Genomic DNA, 15,622 nt, shown 5'->3' with positions numbered 1-15,622 from the left:
TAGAAGAGTGAATCCTAAAATTTAGGTGTGCGTAAAGGATCGAGTAAATGTCTGAGTGCGTTGTGATCAAGCTCATACATCAACGCGATCAAACTACCCAACTCGCCGGATGGGAATCCTTCGCGTGCAAACCAGCCGAGATAATGTCCCGGCAAATCAGCCAGCAAGCGATCCTTGTATTTACCGTAAGGCATGGTGCGCGTGACCAAGAGTTGTAAGTGTTCTGCTTGCATCGACTGTGTTCAAAATTTGTTGAGATGTTGATCGCGCATGATAGACGGCATGCGCAGTTTTTGCTGCAGCGAATTTATTTCCAGTGCCAATAAAAGATCGTTCGATGCCTTCTTGAAATGTATATGAGATTTCTCGTTGTCGAAGAGGCAAGCAGAATAGCAAACACGCATTTGAAAATTGCGGCATAGCCCATCCTCTCAGAGAAATTGGAATATAATGAGAATCATTGTTATTTGTATTGGCTTTGTGTGAATCTCTCAGAACTCCTTCCCTTTACTCCCGCAGTGGTCGATGACGTCGTGAATATCGTGGGCGATGACCCGATTGCCAAGCGTTTGCGCGAACTCGGTTTTGTCTCAGGCGAGCCTGTACGCATCGTGGCGCGTGGTCCGATCGGCGCTGATCCTTTATTAGTGCAAATCGGTTTTACACGTTTTGCCCTGCGTCGCTCCGAAGCACAACGCGTGCACATTCATCTCGCCAGTTAATTTTTAAATCTCATGCCTATTTCCCGTATCGCGCTTGTCGGTAATCCGAACTGTGGCAAGACTGCCTTATTCAATCAACTGACGGGTAGCCGTCAGAAGGTTGCGAACTATGCCGGCGTAACGGTAGAACGCAAAGAAGGGCGTTTTACTGCGCCATCCGGACGTGTCTTCACTCTGCTTGATTTGCCCGGCGCTTACAGCCTGGACGCAACCAGTCCGGATGAAGTCATCACACGCGATATCTGCCTGGGACGTAGAGCAGGGGAATCCGTACCGGAACTGATCGTCTGTGTGGTGGATGCCACCAATCTGCGTTTGCATTTGCGCTTCGTACTTGAGGTGAAGCGCCTCGGACGCCCGATGGTGTTGGCGTTGAACATGATGGATGCGGCACGCAAGCGCGGTGTCAGCATTGATCGCGAAGAGCTGCAACGTCAGCTCGGTATGGATGTGATTGAAACCGTTGCGATTCATAATGGCGGCGCGAAAGACCTGGTAGCGCATCTGGACACGATAGTCGTGTCGGAAGCCGTTCCACCAACAGAAGGGACTGCTGCCGAGTTGCACGCACAAGTGCGCACCATCCTTGCCGCGGCAGTGACGATGCCGACTGCAACGTCAAAAATCGATGATGTGATCGATCGCTGGGTCTTGCATCCAGTCTTCGGTCTGGCGATTTTGGCTGTTGTGATGTTCTTTATTTTCCAGGCTGTGTTTTCCTGGGCTGAGCCTTTGATGGACGGCATTACCGAAGGCGTGACTTTTGTCGGGCAGTGGTTTGCCACGACTCTGCCGGATGGTTTGTTGCGCAGCTTGGTTGTCGATGGCCTGTTCGCGGGATTAGGTGCTGTGCTGGTGTTCCTGCCGCAAATTCTGATTCTCTTCCTCTTCATTCTGGTGCTGGAAGAATCGGGTTATCTGCCACGCGCAGCTTTCTTGCTCGATCGTTTGATGTTCAAGGCTGGTTTGACTGGACGCTCTTTCATTCCTCTGTTGTCCAGTTTTGCCTGTGCGATCCCCGGCATCATGGCGACGCGCAGTATTCAAGATCCGCGTGATCGCCTGACGACGATACTGGTCGCGCCTCTGATGACTTGCTCGGCGCGCTTGCCGGTGTATACCTTGTTGATCGCTGCATTCATACCGAGCACAACGGTTTGGAACGTCTTTAATTTGCAAGGCATAGTTTTATTCGTTCTGTATATCGCGGGCATAGTCAGCGCGATGGCGGTGGCATGGTTCATCAAGCGTATGCGCAAGGACAAGAGCGAACATGCCTTGTTGATGGAATTGCCGTCTTATCGCATGCCTGGCGTACGCAACGTTGCGATTGGTTTGTGGGAACGCGCGCTTATCTTCCTGCGTCGCGTAACGACCATCATCCTGTCGCTGACGGTATTGCTGTGGTTCCTGTCGACTTTCCCTGGGCCGCCGGAAGGCGCAACGCTGCCGGCTATTGATTACAGCTTGGCAGGTCAGATTGGTCGTTTGATGGAGCCGGTGTTCGCACCTATCGGTTTCAATTGGCAGATTTGTATTGCCTTGATTCCTGGCTTGGCAGCGCGTGAAGTTGCTGTGGCTGCTTTGGGCACGGTATACGCGATGTCGGGTAGCGAGGACGCTGTTGCAGCGCAATTGGGTCCAGTGATTGCAGCACAATGGTCGCTGGCAACGGCGCTGGCCTTGCTGGCCTGGTATGTGTTCGCACCACAGTGCATGTCTACACTGGCTGTGATCCGACGCGAAACGAATTCCTGGCGTACAGTGGCGGTTTCCGCTGGCTATATGTTTGGTCTGGCTTATCTGGCTTCATTCCTGACTTACCAAATTGCAAAGGCACTGACATGAACATTTATGGCTTTGTGCAAGAAGTGATTATTGGCGCGATCGTATTGTTCAGCGCGCTCTACGTTCTGCGCAAGTTGATGCCGAAGTGGATGCGCGCGCGTCAATTGGCGTTGGCGACGATGCTGAGCAAGCCGTCGCGTTCGTTTATCTTGCGTAGTCTGGGTGGTTTTTTAATGCCGGGCGAAAGCGCGGGCGGTGGTTGCGGCAGTGGATGCAGCACTTGCTCAACTTGCGCTTCCAACCCTGAAGCAGAGCCGGAAGTAAAACCGCTGGAATTCCAGCGGCATATTTAAGAATGTTGATCTAGCAAAGACGTTTCTGTTTGATCTTAGGCAAGACTTACTTGATGGTCAGTTTTGCCATTACTTCCTGACGATGTTCTTTCGTCAGAAAACGATGCAGGTTATTTGCATCAGCCGTCCGGTTTGCGCTTCCACTAGCATTTAACAAGACCATGATCGCATCGCGTCCTGCAGTGCGTACGCGCATGATGATGCAGCGACCAGCTTCCTGTGTATAACCGGTTTTGGACAAGTAGATGGTCCAGTTCTTGTCGCCTACCAGTTTGTTGGTGTTGTGATAGTGGCGCATGGAGCCGTTAACATCGATCAAGTCGTTACTGACGGTCGTGATTCTTTCGATGTCTGGATACTTGGATGCGGCCAGAGCCAATTTGGCCAGATCGCTTGCCGTCGATGTGTTGTATGGCGACAGGCCAGTTGGTTCTTCTATATTCGTACGACGCAAATTCAGCAAATGCGCTTTGTTGCGCACCGCCAGCTTGAAATGCTCCAGACCACCCGGATAAGTGCGCGCCAAAGCATGGGCGGCACGGTTATCGGAGGACATCAGCGCCAATTCCAGCAAAGCATGACGCGACAGGATTGCGCCAACCGGAACGCGTGATGAGCTGAACTTGAGTGTATCGACATCTTCCTCGCTGACCACGATGCGCTCATGCATATCGAGGCGAGCATCGAGGATGACCATTGCGGTCATCAATTTGGTCAGGGAGGCAATCGGTACGATGTCTGTTGCATTCTTCTCGAACAGGACCTTGCCGGAACTTTCGTCTATCACGATGGCATGTTTGGAACCAACTGACATTGCGGATGCAGATGCTGCTGCGGTAATGGTGACAGCGAGAAGCAGAGACTTGATCATATACGCTCGAGTGAATTTCTTTGAGCGAGAATAATAGCGTCGTTTGTGTGCGGAAGGTTGTGGTTATCTTGCACTGGCAAGACTATTTTTTGTAACGGATATCAATTTGCTCAGACTTTATTCAGAGCATGAATAAGCTTCTTCAAATTGTGATCGCCATAGCTGCACATTTTTAGTGAACATGATGCAGCGCAGGCGATCATTTATAACGTAGTAGAACTTATTTCTTAGGCAGATTTGGATCAACTGTGTGAGCCACTGCTGCAAACATATCGGCAACGGTTTCGAACTTGTTTTTTCCAAGGTACTCGGCTTCGCGCATCAGATGCATGGCGAGTGCCGTATTACTTTCATCCGATGATCCCTTCAAAGTGCGTCCCAGGTGACGGCAAAAAGACAGAATTTCACTTCTGCTATAGGTTTCTTCGGTCGGTGCAGTTTCTGTCTGCTGATCGCTCATGGATACTCCTGTTGATTGAATATAGGTAAGAGGCAAATAGTATCGAATCAAGGCGGGGTTTGTCTCTATATGAGGCAAATATTCATTTTGTGCTTTGATTTTTAGCTTTGTTTTAATTTAATAATTAACATTCAATATATTCTCTAACTATATGATTTATTGTTAATTTATGTATTTAAATATCAGGCATTCCAGACTTTGAATATTGCCTGAGTGAAAAACTATGTTGGTGCATGAATTGCTTTGTATATGCCGGTCATGGCTAACAAAATTACTACGATCAGCAAAAAAGAGCGCTGCGCCATGGAAGAAATGACACGAAAAATCTGTTTGTAATGACAAGAAAGTGAACGTTCTTGTCTCAGCTCTGCCCAACCGTGCTGGACAAGTATTTATATATAGAAAAAGGGGCCTAATGCAACGTCGTGATTTACTCAAAGCTTCCGCCGCACTCACACTGGCCGGATTTTATGCGCCATCGCTGTATGCGGCAGCAAATACATCTTCCAAACTGAAAACCTTAGGCAAGCCAGTCGCATTCGATTACGCATGGTTGAAAGGCCAGGCCCGCGATCTGGCTAGCAAGCCTTATCACTTGCCGCCGAATCCTGTACCTGCTGCGGTGACGTCGCTCGATTGGGATCAGTATCAGGCCATCAGTTATCGCGACGATCATGCATTGTGGGCTGGAGATAAATTACGCTTTCAGGCCAAGTTTTTTCACCTCGGCATGTATGCCAATCAGTCTGTCAAAATTCATGAAGTAAATGACGGCAGGGCAGTTGAGCTGGCTTACGATCCTGAGATGTTCAATTACGGCAAGAGCGGTCTGAAGGGCAAAGACATGCCTAAAGATCTCGGCTTTGCCGGCTTCCGAGTTAATTTCCATACCGATTTGGTACGTGATATCACGGCCTTCTTAGGTGCGAGTTATTTCAGAGCCGTTGGTAGTGACTGGCAATACGGTTTATCGGCGCGCGGTTTGGCGATTGATTGCGGCATGGAGCGACCAGAAGAATTTCCGCGCTTTAGCGAGTTCTGGTTGGAGCGTCCGGCCAAGCAATCGAATTCTTTGGTCGTCTACGCCTTGCTCGATTCGCCAAGTATTTCCGGTGCTTATCGTTTCGAGATCGCACCGGGCGCAACGACATTGATGGATGTCGATGTCGCCTTGTATCCGCGCAAAACGATAGAACGCATGGGCATCGCACCGCTGACCAGCATGTTCCTGATGGGGGAGAACGACAGGCGCATCAGCAATGACTGGCGTCCCGAGATACATGATTCCGACGGTTTGGAAATGTGGACTGGCAGTGGAGAATGGATTTGGCGGCCTTTGCTTAATCCTGAACATTTGCGTTTCAATGCGTACGCTGACGAGAATCCACGCGGCTTTGGCCTGGTGCAGCGTGATCGCAACTTCGATCACTATCAGGATGACGGCGTGTTTTATGAAAGACGTCCGAGTCTGTGGGTGGAGCCGAAATCTGGTTGGGGCAAGGGCTCTATTCAACTGGTCGAGATTCCAACCGTCGATGAAACCTTCGATAACATCGTCGCCTTCTGGAATCCGGAAGCCAAGCCGCAGCCAGGGCAGGAACTGCTGTTCGGCTACAAATTACATTGGGGCGCAAAAATTCCGGTCACGCCGAAAGCGGCTACCGTCGTGGCAACTCGCACAGGCATAGGCGGCGTGGTCGGCAAAAAACGTACTTATTTCTCGTGGCGTTTTGCGATTGATTTTGCCGGTGGCGATCTTGCTCTGCTCGGCAAAGACGTCAAGGTTGTGCCTGTCATTTCCACCACGAAGGGCACGATTGAAGTCACATCGGCACGTCCGCTGCATGAGATCAAAGGCTATCGCGCCATGTTTGATTTGAAAGTGCCTGACGATGTCAAAGGTCCTATCGATCTGCGGCTTTATCTTGCTGCGGATGGTCAGCCTTTATCCGAAACATGGCTGTATCAGTGGACGCCACCGGAGCATCGCAGCTTCTGATCCAGGCTCCTGACTGGACACAACATTTGCCTATCCGATCAGGCAAATGTTGCAATGAATCAAGTTTTAGCTGGTGGCGCAGATTACAATAGGCATTCCACCTCCTAATCTGGTCACCAGCCTATGCTGACTCTTACTTCGATCCTGATTACCACTGCGTTGCTCAGTCTCGTAATGGCAATAGTGTTGGGATCGCTGCTGCGCTCCAACGTACCAGGCGTACAAGAGTGGTTTAAGTCGAATTTGATGGTGGTCATTTCGCTGCCTTTGCTGGCTTTACGCGATCTGATCCCGGATTTCATCTCCATTGTCATTGCCAATTCCGTGCTGGCCCTGGCTGCAGCCTATTACTACGTGGGCTGTGCACGGTTTGTCGGGCAGCCGCCGCGCTGGAGTCTGCTGTTAAGCAGCATAGCCATGATTGCAGTGAGTTTGATCATCTGGTGCTACGCCATTAACAGTATTCCGGTAAGGGTGCTGATCATGACCATCTTCTTCGCTGTGGTCTGTATTTCTGCCAGCGTGTTACTGCTGCGTTACAGGCCTCCACATCGCAATCCATATAATTACTGGTTCGCCGCCATTCTCGCCTTGGTCTTCGCAGTGTGCCAACTGATACGTGGTATCTATTTCATCACGTTGACCGAACCATCGACCACGATGATGTTCGATAACTTCTGGAATATCGTGTTGATGGTAATCGGTGCGGTGACCTTGCCGACCATGACGATGGCGGCCGTGATGCTGACGCATGATGCGATGCTGGCCAATCTGGAAGATGCCGCCAATCATGACCATCTGACCGAAGCTTTGTCGCGCAAGCGGCTGGAGGAGGTGGCGCGTGAGCACATCATGCGAGCGACTAATTTGGGTCGACCATTGTCGCTATTGATTATCGATCTCGACCATTTCAAACGTATTAACGATACTTACGGCCATGCTGGCGGCGATGAAGTATTGCGTGAATTCACGCGTATTACGCGTGCATCTTTGCGCGATGGCGATGCCTTGGGTCGCCTGGGTGGAGAAGAGTTCGGCGTGTTACTACCCAATACTGATACAGCAGGTGCACTTGCCATTGCCAAGCGCTTGCGCGAACAATCGGAAGTGCATCTTGTTAGCGGTACGTTTGGCGAGTGCCATTACAGCGTGAGTATTGGCATCGCGACTTGGCAAGATGGCGAGAATTTCGATCGTTTAAGTGCGCGTGCAGACAGAGCCTTGTACAGCGCTAAAAATTCCGGACGCAATCGCGTACTGGTCGATGAACAGTCTATGGATGAAGGTGTCGCTGTCGCAGCTTAGCAAGCATTGATGCGGCAGGTTTTCAATTGGCTATGTACAAGGTAAGATTACGCCATGATCGATCTCTCTCTGATGGGGCGTCTTGCATTTACGCATACGACGCCTACTAAATCTCCGTTGCAACCTGGTCGCAATTTTCTCGGTATCGCCGAGGAACGTGATGCTGTGTTGTATGTCCCAACTGGTCTAGAGCCAAATGTCGCTGTTCCCTTGCTGGTCATGTTTCATGGCGCAGGTGGTAGCGCGGAAAAGGTTTTACCTTTTCTTGAAGAACATGCGGAACGCAATAAATTCCTTTTGCTGACGCCGCAATCCTTGTATCCGACATGGGATATTGTGATTGGCGGTAATGGGCCGGACATTCAGCGCCTAGGGCTGGCATTGGCTGAAGTCGCATCGCGTTATCTGATCGACCCGGAGCATTTTGGCTTTGCCGGCTTTTCGGACGGTGGCAGTTATTCGCTGTCGACTGGCATTACCAATGGCGATATCGTGAGCCATGTCATCGTGTTCTCTGGTGGTTTCATGTCTGTCTTCATGCAAGAGGGCGCGCCCAAGGTCTTTATCTCGCATGGGCTGGTTGATGAACAATTGCCGATAGAAACCAGTGCGCGGCCGCATGTGGCTAAACTGAAAGCAGCCGGTTATGAAGTCGAGTTCGTTGAATTCAACGGTAATCACTCCATTCAGCCACCTATCGTTGCATTGGCTGTCGATTTCTTTTTGAAGTAAAGCAGACTAATGACATTAAAAATGGAACTGATGATGCGATGCGTCATCCAATCATCTTTCGCTATCTGATTCATCAATTTATTGAACTTGCCGCTTACCGGGGCTTGGTTCAAAATGCAAGAGCGTACTTTCAAGCATGCCGAAATAATTCGGATGTGGTCCGTCAATAACTGAGCAATAACCGAGGAGTGATTTATGAAGAAACCTGTTAAAGCTGTTAAGGCTACTAAAGCGACGAAAGCTACTAAGGCAAGTACAGTAGCCGAGATCAAGCGCAGACAGCGTGCACCACTGATCACACCTAGCGATATGGGTACCCAAGCGACCAAAGATATTTCTGCTGCAATGAATGGCGTGCTGGCCGATGTCTTCGCGCTCTATTTGAAAACGAAAAACTTCCATTGGCATATGAGTGGCCCGCATTTCCGTGACTATCATTTGCTGTTGGACGAACAAGCTGTGCAGATTTATGCGATGACGGATCTGATTGCAGAGCGTATCCGTAAAGTGGGCGGCATGACTTTGCGTTCTATCGGTCATATTGCTCGTACCCAACGCATCAAGGATAACGATGCAGGTTACGTAGAGCCTAACGACATGCTGGCTGAATTGCGTGAAGATAACAAGCTACTGACTTCACTTTTGCGTGAAGCACATGGCGTGTGTGATGAGCATCACGATATCGGTACCACCAGTCTGATCGAAGTCTGGATCGATGAAACCGAACAACGTACATGGTTCTTGTTCGAAGCAGGTCGTAGTGCTGATTCGACCGGTCACTAATTTTTAGTTGGTTGCAACGTTCTCAAAATACCTCCGTGCGCGGAGGTATTTTTTTGTCTAAAAAATCAGACTCGCGTGATTTCGACCGTGATGTGCGCCAGTTCTTCGTGGATGGCGAGTTGTTTGCGGAAGTAATCAGGACTGACATCTTCACTAACAGAAAGGGCGAGTATGCAGGCATATTTTTGCTTGCCCACACGCCATACGTGCAAGTCGCTGATGCGAGCAGGAATCGGACTGGCGGCGATGACTTCCCTGATTTCAGCAACGACAGGTGCATTCATTTCTGCATCGAGAAGAACGCGGCTGCTATCTTTAATCAAACCGTAAGCCCAGATTGAAACAAGGGCAGCACCAAAGATACCCATTGCTGGATCCAGCCAGCTCGCACCCCACAGCTTTCCACCGAACAAGGCGATGATTGCCAAGACAGAAGTCGCAGCATCCGCAATCACGTGCATATAAGCCGAACGCAGATTCAAATCGTGATGGTGATGTCCATCATGCGTATGCGAGTGTTCGTGTCCATGATCATGATGGTGATGATCATCTTTCAGCAGATAGGCGCAGGCAAGGTTCACCAGCAAACCGATCATGGCAATCGCGATGGCTTGATCGTAATGGACGACGGACGGATACATCAAACGTTCTATCGATTGATAAAGCATCAAAGCGGCAACCAGAAGCAGCAATATCGCACTGGTATAGCCGCCGAGGATTTCAATCTTCCAGGTGCCGAATGCAAATCGCGAGTCGTGTGCGTAACGCCGCGCCAGAACGTAAGCGAGAACAGACAAGCCCAGCGCCAGCGAATGCGAGCTCATGTGCCAGCCATCCGCCAATAGAGCCATGGAATTGAAGGCGTAGCCGCTGATGATTTCTGCAACCATCATGATGGTCGTGAGTACCAAAGCCCACGCTGTTTTCTTTTCCGCGATTGGATTGCCGCGGTCGAAGATGTGGTCGTGTGCCAGATCGTCGGATGTATTTAATGCACTCATGAGCGGATATCCTGAAAATTTAATATACTATACCCCAGTATATATGAGACTGACTTATTCGAGGAATTATCGATGTCGCACGTTAAAGAAAACAAAAAACTGCTAGCTCGCATCCGCCGCATGAAGGGGCAGGTCGAGGCTTTGGAAAAAGCGCTGGAAGGCGATAGTGATTGCGGCGCTGTGTTGCAGCAAATCGCCGCGATTCGTGGTGCTGCAAATGGATTGATGGGCGAAGTGCTGGAAAGTCACATCCGGGAACACCTGGGAGAAAATGCCGCATCGGCACAGGAACGGCAAGACGATCTGGAACAAGTTGTCAGTGTTTTGCGTTCTTATTTGAAATAAAGACTTGCCGAGAAATTGTGCAAGAAACACATAACGCGGCGTGAAAATGTCGTGCTAAACTTCCGCGATGAATCGCATTTTCAAAACATTTGTGTTGTGGTTGCTCGTACTGGCACTGCCAGTGCAGGGCTTTGCTGCGACCATGCAAATGTCTTGTGCGCCGGAGATGCATCATAGTGTTGTGACTCCAGCACCTGATGAGCACGCTCATCATGGCAACATGGATGTGCATGCCAATATGGATATGACGTCTTCCCATACAGCGCAAAGTGATTCCAAAACGCCATTCGATAAACAGTCGAATATGAAGTGCAGTGCTTGTGCAGCATGTTGCATGGGTATTGCGGCACTTCCGGCTACGCTGGATTTGCCTATCGCAGCCAGCGGTTCTGCAGTTATCTTTTCATCTCCAGCTACATTCTTCCTTGGCCATATCCCTGACGGGATCAAGCGGCCGCCCAAATCCACTCTCGTTTAATTTGCTGCGTTGAACCTGTTTGACAGGTTTTGCCTGCCGATGCGCACGCGTAATCATTACGCGCGCTCTGTTCGCATCCATTTCATTAAAACGAGAATGTTATGAACCTTCCATATTGCGTGCCCTTGATCGTGCTCGCATCCTTTACCGCTGTCAGCCATGCTCAGACATTGCCGCCAGAGATGAATCCGACTGCGCCATCCTTGAGCGGAGTGCAGCCGGCATATCAATCCGCTTTTGAGCAATACCGTTTCGCACCGGAACAAAAACAGTCTCCGGACAAGGTATGGCGTGCAGTCAACGATGAACTTGGCGGCCTGAAAGGGCATGTCGATCACATCAAAGACGCGCCGAGCAACGCACCAGCAAAACCATCCGCAGCTATGTCGCATGGTGGACATGGCATGCATCACTCCGCAGGAGATAAGCCATGAGTACACTATTTTTACCTATGCGCACCATGGCGATCGTCGTTTCCGCTGTTGTGCTGACTGGTTGTGCCAGCTTCTCCAAAGATGGAGGCATGGACAGTGTTGCAGCCATGACCAAGGAGCGTACTGGCCAGGTTCCACAACGCATACAAACTGATAGTGAACGTGCAGAATCAGAAAAAGCAGTGCGTGATCTGCTGGCCCAACCTTTGACAGCTGAGAGTGCGGTGAGAATCGCACTGCTCAACAACAAAGGTTTACAGGCTTCACTGGCAGAACTAGGTGTGGCTGAATCGGACCTGGTGCAGGCTGGTCGTATGCGCAATCCCGGCTTTTCATTTGGCCGCTTGAACAACGACGGGGCCAATGAGCTTGAAGTCGAGCGCAGCATCATGTTCGATCTGGTCGGTTTGTTGACCATGCCTATGCGTAGCAAGATAGAAGGGCAACGCTTTGAGCAGGTAAAACTGCAAGTAGCAAACGATGCGGTCAAACTGGCTGCCGACACACGCCGTGCCTATTTCAATGCAGTCGCTGCGCAGCAAACGGCACGTTTCATGGAACAGGCGAAAGATGCGGCAGAAGCCGGAGCCGAACTCGGACAACGGATGCAGAAGGTAGGCAACTGGAACAAGCTGGATGCCGCACGTGAGCAAATGTTCTATGCCGATACCACAGCACAGCTTGCTCGTAGCCGACAAGATGTGAACAGTACACGCGAGCAACTCACACGCATGCTTGGTTTGTGGCAGGCCGGAGCTATCTTTGTTCTGCCGGAACAATTGCCTGCTTTGCCGAAATCGCCGCAAGAAGTAGGCAATCTAGAAGCGCAGGCTATGGAGCAGCGTCTGGATGTACAAATAGCCAAACGCAATACTGAGGCCACTGCAGCTGCATTCGGCCTGACCAAGGCGACACGTTTCGTCAATGTGCTGGATGTCGGTTACATGAACAAGAGCGAGACCGGCAAGTCGCGCAGCAACGGCTATGAAATCAGCTTGGAATTGCCTCTGTTCGATTGGGGCACTGCCAGATCGACCAAAGCGGAAGCCTTCTACATGCAGGCAGTCAATCGCACCGCAGATACAGCCATCCGTGCCCGTTCGGAAGTGCGTGAGGCTTATACGTCTTATCGCACTGCCTACGATCTCTCCAGGCATTACCGCGACGAGATCGTGCCATTACGCAAAAAGATTTCAGATGAAATGCTGCTGCGCTACAACGGCATGTTGGCCAGCGTATTCGAATTGTTAGTCGATGCGCGTTTGCAAATCGGCGCGGTCAATGCCGCCATCGAAGCACAACGCAACTATTGGCTGGCTGATACCGATTTGCAAATGGCGATCAACGGCAGCGGTGGCAATCGCAACGCGCAGGCAGGCAATGCCGCAGCAGCTCCATCTGCACAAGCAGAACACTGATAAGGAATGAATATGGTTACTCGTAGAAATTTTCTGGCGAGCGCAACGACGATGCTCGGCGCTGGTTTTGTCAGCAAGGCAGGAGCGGCATCGATACCCGAAGCGCAAATTATTCAACATGCCAAGACTATGCCGCCGCCAGCACCGACTAGTGGACGTCCTTACAATCCTGTCGTGACTTTGAATGGATGGAGTGCACCGTGGCGCATGAAAAACGGCTGGAAGGAATTCCATTTGATAGCCGAGCCTGTGATACGTGAACTGGCACCAGGCATGAAAGCAACTTTGTGGGGTTACAACGGCTCCAGTCCTGGGCCAACGATAGAAGTAGTGGAGGGCGACAAGGTCCGCATTTTCGTGACGAATAAATTACCAGAGCACACGACGATACATTGGCATGGCCAACGTTTGCCGAACGGTATGGATGGTGTGGGCGGCATGACGCAACCGCACATTCCAGTAGGGAAAACGTATGTGTACGAGTTCGAGGCCAAGCGCCCCGGCACCTTCATGTATCATCCTCACGCCGACGAAGTGACGCAAATGGCGATGGGCATGATGGGCTTCTGGGTCACGCATCCCAAGAACCCGGAACTGTACAAAGTGGATCGCGACTTTGTCTTTTTGCTGAACGCGTATGACATAGAGCCAGGCAGCAGCACACCTCGAATCAACACCATGCTTGATCAGAATCTGTGGACCTGGAATAGCCGTGTATTTCCGGGTATCGATCCGCTGGTGTGTCGACAGGGCGATCGCGTTCGTATTCGCTTTGGTAATTTGACGATGACGAATCATCCCATCCACATCCACGGCCATGAATTTGAAGTGACAGGAACGGATGGCGGTTGGGTGCCGCAATCAGCGCGCTGGCCGGAAGTGACTACCGATGTGGCAGTTGGCCAGATGCGTGCGATCGAGTTCGATGCTACCGATCTTGGCGACTGGGCTTTCCATTGCCACAAAGGGCATCACACGATGAATGCGATGGGGCACAGCGTGCCAACGATGATAGGCGTGGATCAACGCAATATCGCCAGCAAGATCATACGCATCATCCCCGATTACATGGTGATGGGTGAGCGTGGCATGGCTGATATGGCGGAGATGGAAATGCCTATCCCGGATAACACGCTACCGATGATGACCGGCACCGGACCGTTTGGTCCGATCGAGATGGGCGGCATGTTCTCTATGGTCAAAATACGCAAGGATCAAAAGCCCGGCGATTATAAAGATCCCGGTTGGTACAAGCATCCCAAGGGCAGCGTTGCTTACGAATTGAAATGAATAACTGAGATAAAGGTTTGGAGAAAAAATGAAAAAGTTAATTCTGACGATATTGCCTTTGCTATTTGCCTCGTCATTGGCGCTGGCGCATGGCGATGATATGCATGAGAAAAAGGCTTTTGATATATCGAAGGCCGAGCAAAAAGAGTTCGGTATTGCCGGTGACCCAGAGAAAGCGCATAGAACCATCAAACTTGTGATGAGTGACGATATGCGCTTCACGCCAAACAAGATCAAGGTAAAGGAAGGCGAGACCATCAAGTTTGTTGTGAAGAACAAAGGCAAGCTCATGCATGAAGTGGTTATCGGCACGATGGATCAGCTAAAAGAACACGCTGCCATGATGCGTAAATTTCCGACTATGGAACATGAAGCGCCTTATATGGCGCACGTCAAACCGGGCGCTTATGCGGAAATTGTGTGGACCTTTAACCGGCCGGGCGAATTCGATTTCGCCTGTCTGATCGCTGGTCATTTTGAAGCGGGCATGGTTGGGAAGATCCATGTTGGTGAAAAAAACAGACGTAATTTCTTCAACTAACAGCGACTATTTATTTAATTTTCAGGAATGAAATCATGAAAAATTTGACTGGAATGGCAGTTGCCATAGCCTTCGCATGGACTGGTTTATCGTCGGTGTATGCTGAAAATGAACACGCACATCATGCCGCGATGGCAGAGGCAAGCAGCACATCCGATAGTGCGATGAGCGAAGGCGAAGTAAGGAAAATCAACAAGGAAACAGGGAAAATCACGATCAAGCACGGCCCGCTAGCCAATCTGGATATGCCGGGTATGACCATGCTGTTCCGTGCACAAGATCCAGCGATGCTCGATCAGGTCAAGGAAGGCGACAAAATTCGTTTTGTTGCTAACAAGATAGATGGTGTATTTACCGTGACCAAGATCGAGCTTAAAGAGGCACAATGATCTGTAAGGTCATGTCATCACACTCTATTCAGATGCTTGTGATGTCTTGATGAGATAGCTGTACATCTTTACGGGCTTAGTCACTGTGCAGTGACTAAGCCCGTTTCTTTTGGTCACTTACAAAGCGTCTGACGCACTGTCGTACAACTGCGCTGCAGTCAGTCCAAGATCAAGTCGGGTCAAAGGCAAGGGTGGTGGAGTTAAGGGTAATTGGAGCTTTTGATAAACCGCTGCACTAGACAAACCATAAGGCGCAGCATCGTTGTTATCAAATGCGTAGTAAACCTCATCGACGCCGGTCAATACCATGGCAGCGAGACACATCGGGCAAGGGTGGCCGCTGGCATACACGACAGCTCCCTTCATGCTAGGGCGTGCCAGAACACGACTGGCGACACGTATCGCTTCCATTTCGGCATGTGTGGTTGGATCGTGGCTATGTACAATGTCATTCACGCCAGTGGATATGATTTCTCCATCCATCACCAGCACTGCGCCAAATGGACGAGCGCCGCGTATGCGATTCTGTGAGGCAAGGTGTACTGCTTCGCGCAAGAATTGTTTGTGTTTTTGCATATTGCATCCTGTTTTAAAGTTCAGCCAGATAGTCGATCTTATCTTGCACACGGACAGTGTGTACAGCCTCTGTTAGGAAAACGTTTTCTGCATCGTTTTTCATGCGCCCAAGCGCGCTTTACCCCTTCTTTACTGGC

Annotated in this window: 19 protein-coding genes; 14 read left to right on the top strand and 5 right to left on the bottom strand. The window is 50.4% G+C overall.

What is annotated here, in order from left to right:
• Positions 1 to 14: 14 nt before the first annotated feature.
• Entirely contained in the window at positions 15 to 233 is a 219-nt protein-coding gene (locus tag AC07N2_RS14355; protein WP_076591232.1) for a DUF3820 family protein, read from the bottom strand.
• Positions 234 to 482: 249 nt separating this feature from the next.
• Here AC07N2_RS14355 and AC07N2_RS14350 point away from each other — a divergent pair, with 249 nt between their 5' ends.
• Genes AC07N2_RS14350 through AC07N2_RS14340 form a run of 3 tightly spaced genes read left to right on the top strand, consistent with a single transcriptional unit; the run spans position 483 to position 2,863 of the window.
• The gene (locus tag AC07N2_RS14350; protein ID WP_494778853.1) at positions 483 to 722 is read left to right on the top strand and encodes a FeoA family protein; all 240 of its coding nucleotides are present in this window, start codon (positions 483 to 485) and stop codon (positions 720 to 722) included.
• 12 nt (positions 723 to 734) lie between these two features.
• A complete protein-coding gene (gene feoB, locus AC07N2_RS14345; RefSeq protein ID WP_494778852.1) occupies positions 735 to 2,570 on the top strand; it encodes a ferrous iron transport protein B in 1,836 nt (611 codons plus the stop codon).
• On the top strand, positions 2,567 to 2,863 hold the full coding sequence (locus tag AC07N2_RS14340; protein ID WP_494778851.1) for a DUF6587 family protein: 297 nt from the start codon (positions 2,567 to 2,569) through the stop codon (positions 2,861 to 2,863). The genes feoB and AC07N2_RS14340 overlap by 4 nt, the downstream gene beginning before the upstream one ends.
• A gap of 46 nt (positions 2,864 to 2,909) precedes the next feature.
• Here the strand turns inward: AC07N2_RS14340 and AC07N2_RS14335 are convergent, their stop codons facing one another.
• Both AC07N2_RS14335 and AC07N2_RS14330 read right to left on the bottom strand, forming a co-directional pair.
• Positions 2,910 to 3,734, bottom strand: a complete 825-nt coding sequence (locus AC07N2_RS14335; protein WP_494778850.1) for a D-alanyl-D-alanine carboxypeptidase family protein — start codon at positions 3,732 to 3,734, stop codon at positions 2,910 to 2,912.
• A 220-nt stretch (positions 3,735 to 3,954) separates the two neighbouring features.
• Entirely contained in the window at positions 3,955 to 4,194 is a 240-nt protein-coding gene (locus AC07N2_RS14330; RefSeq protein WP_076591238.1) for a hypothetical protein, read from the bottom strand.
• Between the two features lie 415 nt (positions 4,195 to 4,609).
• Between AC07N2_RS14330 and AC07N2_RS14325 the strand changes: the two genes are divergently transcribed.
• The 4 genes from AC07N2_RS14325 to AC07N2_RS14310 all read left to right on the top strand — a co-directional run bounded on the left by AC07N2_RS14325 (position 4,610) and on the right by AC07N2_RS14310 (position 9,013).
• Positions 4,610 to 6,193, top strand: coding sequence for an OpgD/OpgG family glucan biosynthesis protein (locus AC07N2_RS14325; protein ID WP_494778849.1), 1,584 nt, complete (start codon positions 4,610 to 4,612; stop codon positions 6,191 to 6,193).
• A gap of 123 nt (positions 6,194 to 6,316) precedes the next feature.
• Entirely contained in the window at positions 6,317 to 7,498 is a 1,182-nt protein-coding gene (locus AC07N2_RS14320) for a GGDEF domain-containing protein (protein ID WP_494778848.1), read from the top strand.
• Between the two features lie 54 nt (positions 7,499 to 7,552).
• Positions 7,553 to 8,230: an alpha/beta hydrolase gene (locus AC07N2_RS14315; protein ID WP_494778847.1), complete on the top strand. Its 678-nt coding sequence runs from the start codon at positions 7,553 to 7,555 to the stop codon at positions 8,228 to 8,230.
• Positions 8,231 to 8,539: 309 nt separating this feature from the next.
• The gene (locus tag AC07N2_RS14310) at positions 8,540 to 9,013 is read left to right on the top strand and encodes a Dps family protein (RefSeq protein ID WP_494779259.1); all 474 of its coding nucleotides are present in this window, start codon (positions 8,540 to 8,542) and stop codon (positions 9,011 to 9,013) included.
• 65 nt (positions 9,014 to 9,078) lie between these two features.
• On the opposite strand, the gene dmeF is transcribed toward AC07N2_RS14310, so the two are convergent.
• Complete coding sequence (gene dmeF / locus AC07N2_RS14305) at positions 9,079 to 10,014, bottom strand: CDF family Co(II)/Ni(II) efflux transporter DmeF (RefSeq protein WP_494778846.1); 936 nt, start codon at positions 10,012 to 10,014, stop codon at positions 9,079 to 9,081.
• Positions 10,015 to 10,086: 72 nt separating this feature from the next.
• Between dmeF and AC07N2_RS14300 the strand changes: the two genes are divergently transcribed.
• The 7 genes from AC07N2_RS14300 (at position 10,087) to AC07N2_RS14270 (ending at position 14,909) form a co-directional block, all read left to right on the top strand.
• Positions 10,087 to 10,359 (top strand): metal/formaldehyde-sensitive transcriptional repressor, encoded by a 273-nt coding sequence (locus AC07N2_RS14300; RefSeq protein WP_494778845.1) that lies wholly within the window; start codon positions 10,087 to 10,089, stop codon positions 10,357 to 10,359.
• Positions 10,360 to 10,426: 67 nt separating this feature from the next.
• On the top strand, positions 10,427 to 10,837 hold the full coding sequence (locus AC07N2_RS14295; RefSeq protein ID WP_494778844.1) for a hypothetical protein: 411 nt from the start codon (positions 10,427 to 10,429) through the stop codon (positions 10,835 to 10,837).
• 101 nt (positions 10,838 to 10,938) lie between these two features.
• Entirely contained in the window at positions 10,939 to 11,271 is a 333-nt protein-coding gene (locus tag AC07N2_RS14290; RefSeq protein WP_494778843.1) for a hypothetical protein, read from the top strand.
• Positions 11,268 to 12,689, top strand: a complete 1,422-nt coding sequence (locus AC07N2_RS14285; RefSeq protein WP_494778842.1) for a TolC family protein — start codon at positions 11,268 to 11,270, stop codon at positions 12,687 to 12,689. The genes AC07N2_RS14290 and AC07N2_RS14285 overlap by 4 nt, the downstream gene beginning before the upstream one ends.
• A 12-nt stretch (positions 12,690 to 12,701) precedes the next feature.
• A complete protein-coding gene (locus AC07N2_RS14280; protein WP_494778841.1) occupies positions 12,702 to 13,979 on the top strand; it encodes a multicopper oxidase family protein in 1,278 nt (425 codons plus the stop codon).
• A 28-nt stretch (positions 13,980 to 14,007) separates the two neighbouring features.
• Positions 14,008 to 14,520 (top strand): cupredoxin domain-containing protein, encoded by a 513-nt coding sequence (locus AC07N2_RS14275; protein ID WP_494778840.1) that lies wholly within the window; start codon positions 14,008 to 14,010, stop codon positions 14,518 to 14,520.
• A 35-nt stretch (positions 14,521 to 14,555) separates the two neighbouring features.
• Positions 14,556 to 14,909, top strand: a complete 354-nt coding sequence (locus AC07N2_RS14270) for a copper-binding protein (RefSeq protein WP_494778839.1) — start codon at positions 14,556 to 14,558, stop codon at positions 14,907 to 14,909.
• Between the two features lie 117 nt (positions 14,910 to 15,026).
• Here the strand turns inward: AC07N2_RS14270 and AC07N2_RS14265 are convergent, their stop codons facing one another.
• On the bottom strand, positions 15,027 to 15,485 hold the full coding sequence (locus tag AC07N2_RS14265; RefSeq protein ID WP_494778838.1) for a nucleoside deaminase: 459 nt from the start codon (positions 15,483 to 15,485) through the stop codon (positions 15,027 to 15,029).
• Between the last annotated feature and the right edge of the window lie 137 nt (positions 15,486 to 15,622).

This window comes from Herminiimonas sp. GW821-FHT09C12 (assembly GCF_059416385.1).
The sequence above is the reverse complement of the archived record's forward strand: the minus strand, read 5'-3'. Positions and strand labels throughout refer to the sequence as shown.

Bases quoted from the DNA above. Each gene is read 5' to 3' on its own strand.
- AC07N2_RS14265 (WP_494778838.1), bottom strand. From the start codon at position 15,485: ATGCAAAAACACAAACAATTCTTGCGCGAAGCAGTACACCTTGCCTCA.
- AC07N2_RS14335 (WP_494778850.1), bottom strand. From the start codon at position 3,734: ATGATCAAGTCTCTGCTTCTCGCTGTCACCATTACCGCAGCAGCATCT.
- AC07N2_RS14290 (WP_494778843.1), top strand. From the start codon at position 10,939: ATGAACCTTCCATATTGCGTGCCCTTGATCGTGCTCGCATCCTTTACC.
- AC07N2_RS14310 (WP_494779259.1), top strand. From the start codon at position 8,540: ATGGGTACCCAAGCGACCAAAGATATTTCTGCTGCAATGAATGGCGTG.
- dmeF (WP_494778846.1), bottom strand. From the start codon at position 10,014: ATGAGTGCATTAAATACATCCGACGATCTGGCACACGACCACATCTTC.
- AC07N2_RS14355 (WP_076591232.1), bottom strand. From the start codon at position 233: ATGCAAGCAGAACACTTACAACTCTTGGTCACGCGCACCATGCCTTAC.
- AC07N2_RS14340 (WP_494778851.1), top strand. From the start codon at position 2,567: ATGAACATTTATGGCTTTGTGCAAGAAGTGATTATTGGCGCGATCGTA.
- AC07N2_RS14300 (WP_494778845.1), top strand. From the start codon at position 10,087: ATGTCGCACGTTAAAGAAAACAAAAAACTGCTAGCTCGCATCCGCCGC.
- AC07N2_RS14315 (WP_494778847.1), top strand. From the start codon at position 7,553: ATGATCGATCTCTCTCTGATGGGGCGTCTTGCATTTACGCATACGACG.
- AC07N2_RS14270 (WP_494778839.1), top strand. From the start codon at position 14,556: ATGAAAAATTTGACTGGAATGGCAGTTGCCATAGCCTTCGCATGGACT.
- AC07N2_RS14285 (WP_494778842.1), top strand. From the start codon at position 11,268: ATGAGTACACTATTTTTACCTATGCGCACCATGGCGATCGTCGTTTCC.
- AC07N2_RS14330 (WP_076591238.1), bottom strand. From the start codon at position 4,194: ATGAGCGATCAGCAGACAGAAACTGCACCGACCGAAGAAACCTATAGC.
- feoB (WP_494778852.1), top strand. From the start codon at position 735: ATGCCTATTTCCCGTATCGCGCTTGTCGGTAATCCGAACTGTGGCAAG.
- AC07N2_RS14275 (WP_494778840.1), top strand. From the start codon at position 14,008: ATGAAAAAGTTAATTCTGACGATATTGCCTTTGCTATTTGCCTCGTCA.
- AC07N2_RS14280 (WP_494778841.1), top strand. From the start codon at position 12,702: ATGGTTACTCGTAGAAATTTTCTGGCGAGCGCAACGACGATGCTCGGC.
- AC07N2_RS14320 (WP_494778848.1), top strand. From the start codon at position 6,317: ATGCTGACTCTTACTTCGATCCTGATTACCACTGCGTTGCTCAGTCTC.
- AC07N2_RS14295 (WP_494778844.1), top strand. From the start codon at position 10,427: ATGAATCGCATTTTCAAAACATTTGTGTTGTGGTTGCTCGTACTGGCA.
- AC07N2_RS14325 (WP_494778849.1), top strand. From the start codon at position 4,610: ATGCAACGTCGTGATTTACTCAAAGCTTCCGCCGCACTCACACTGGCC.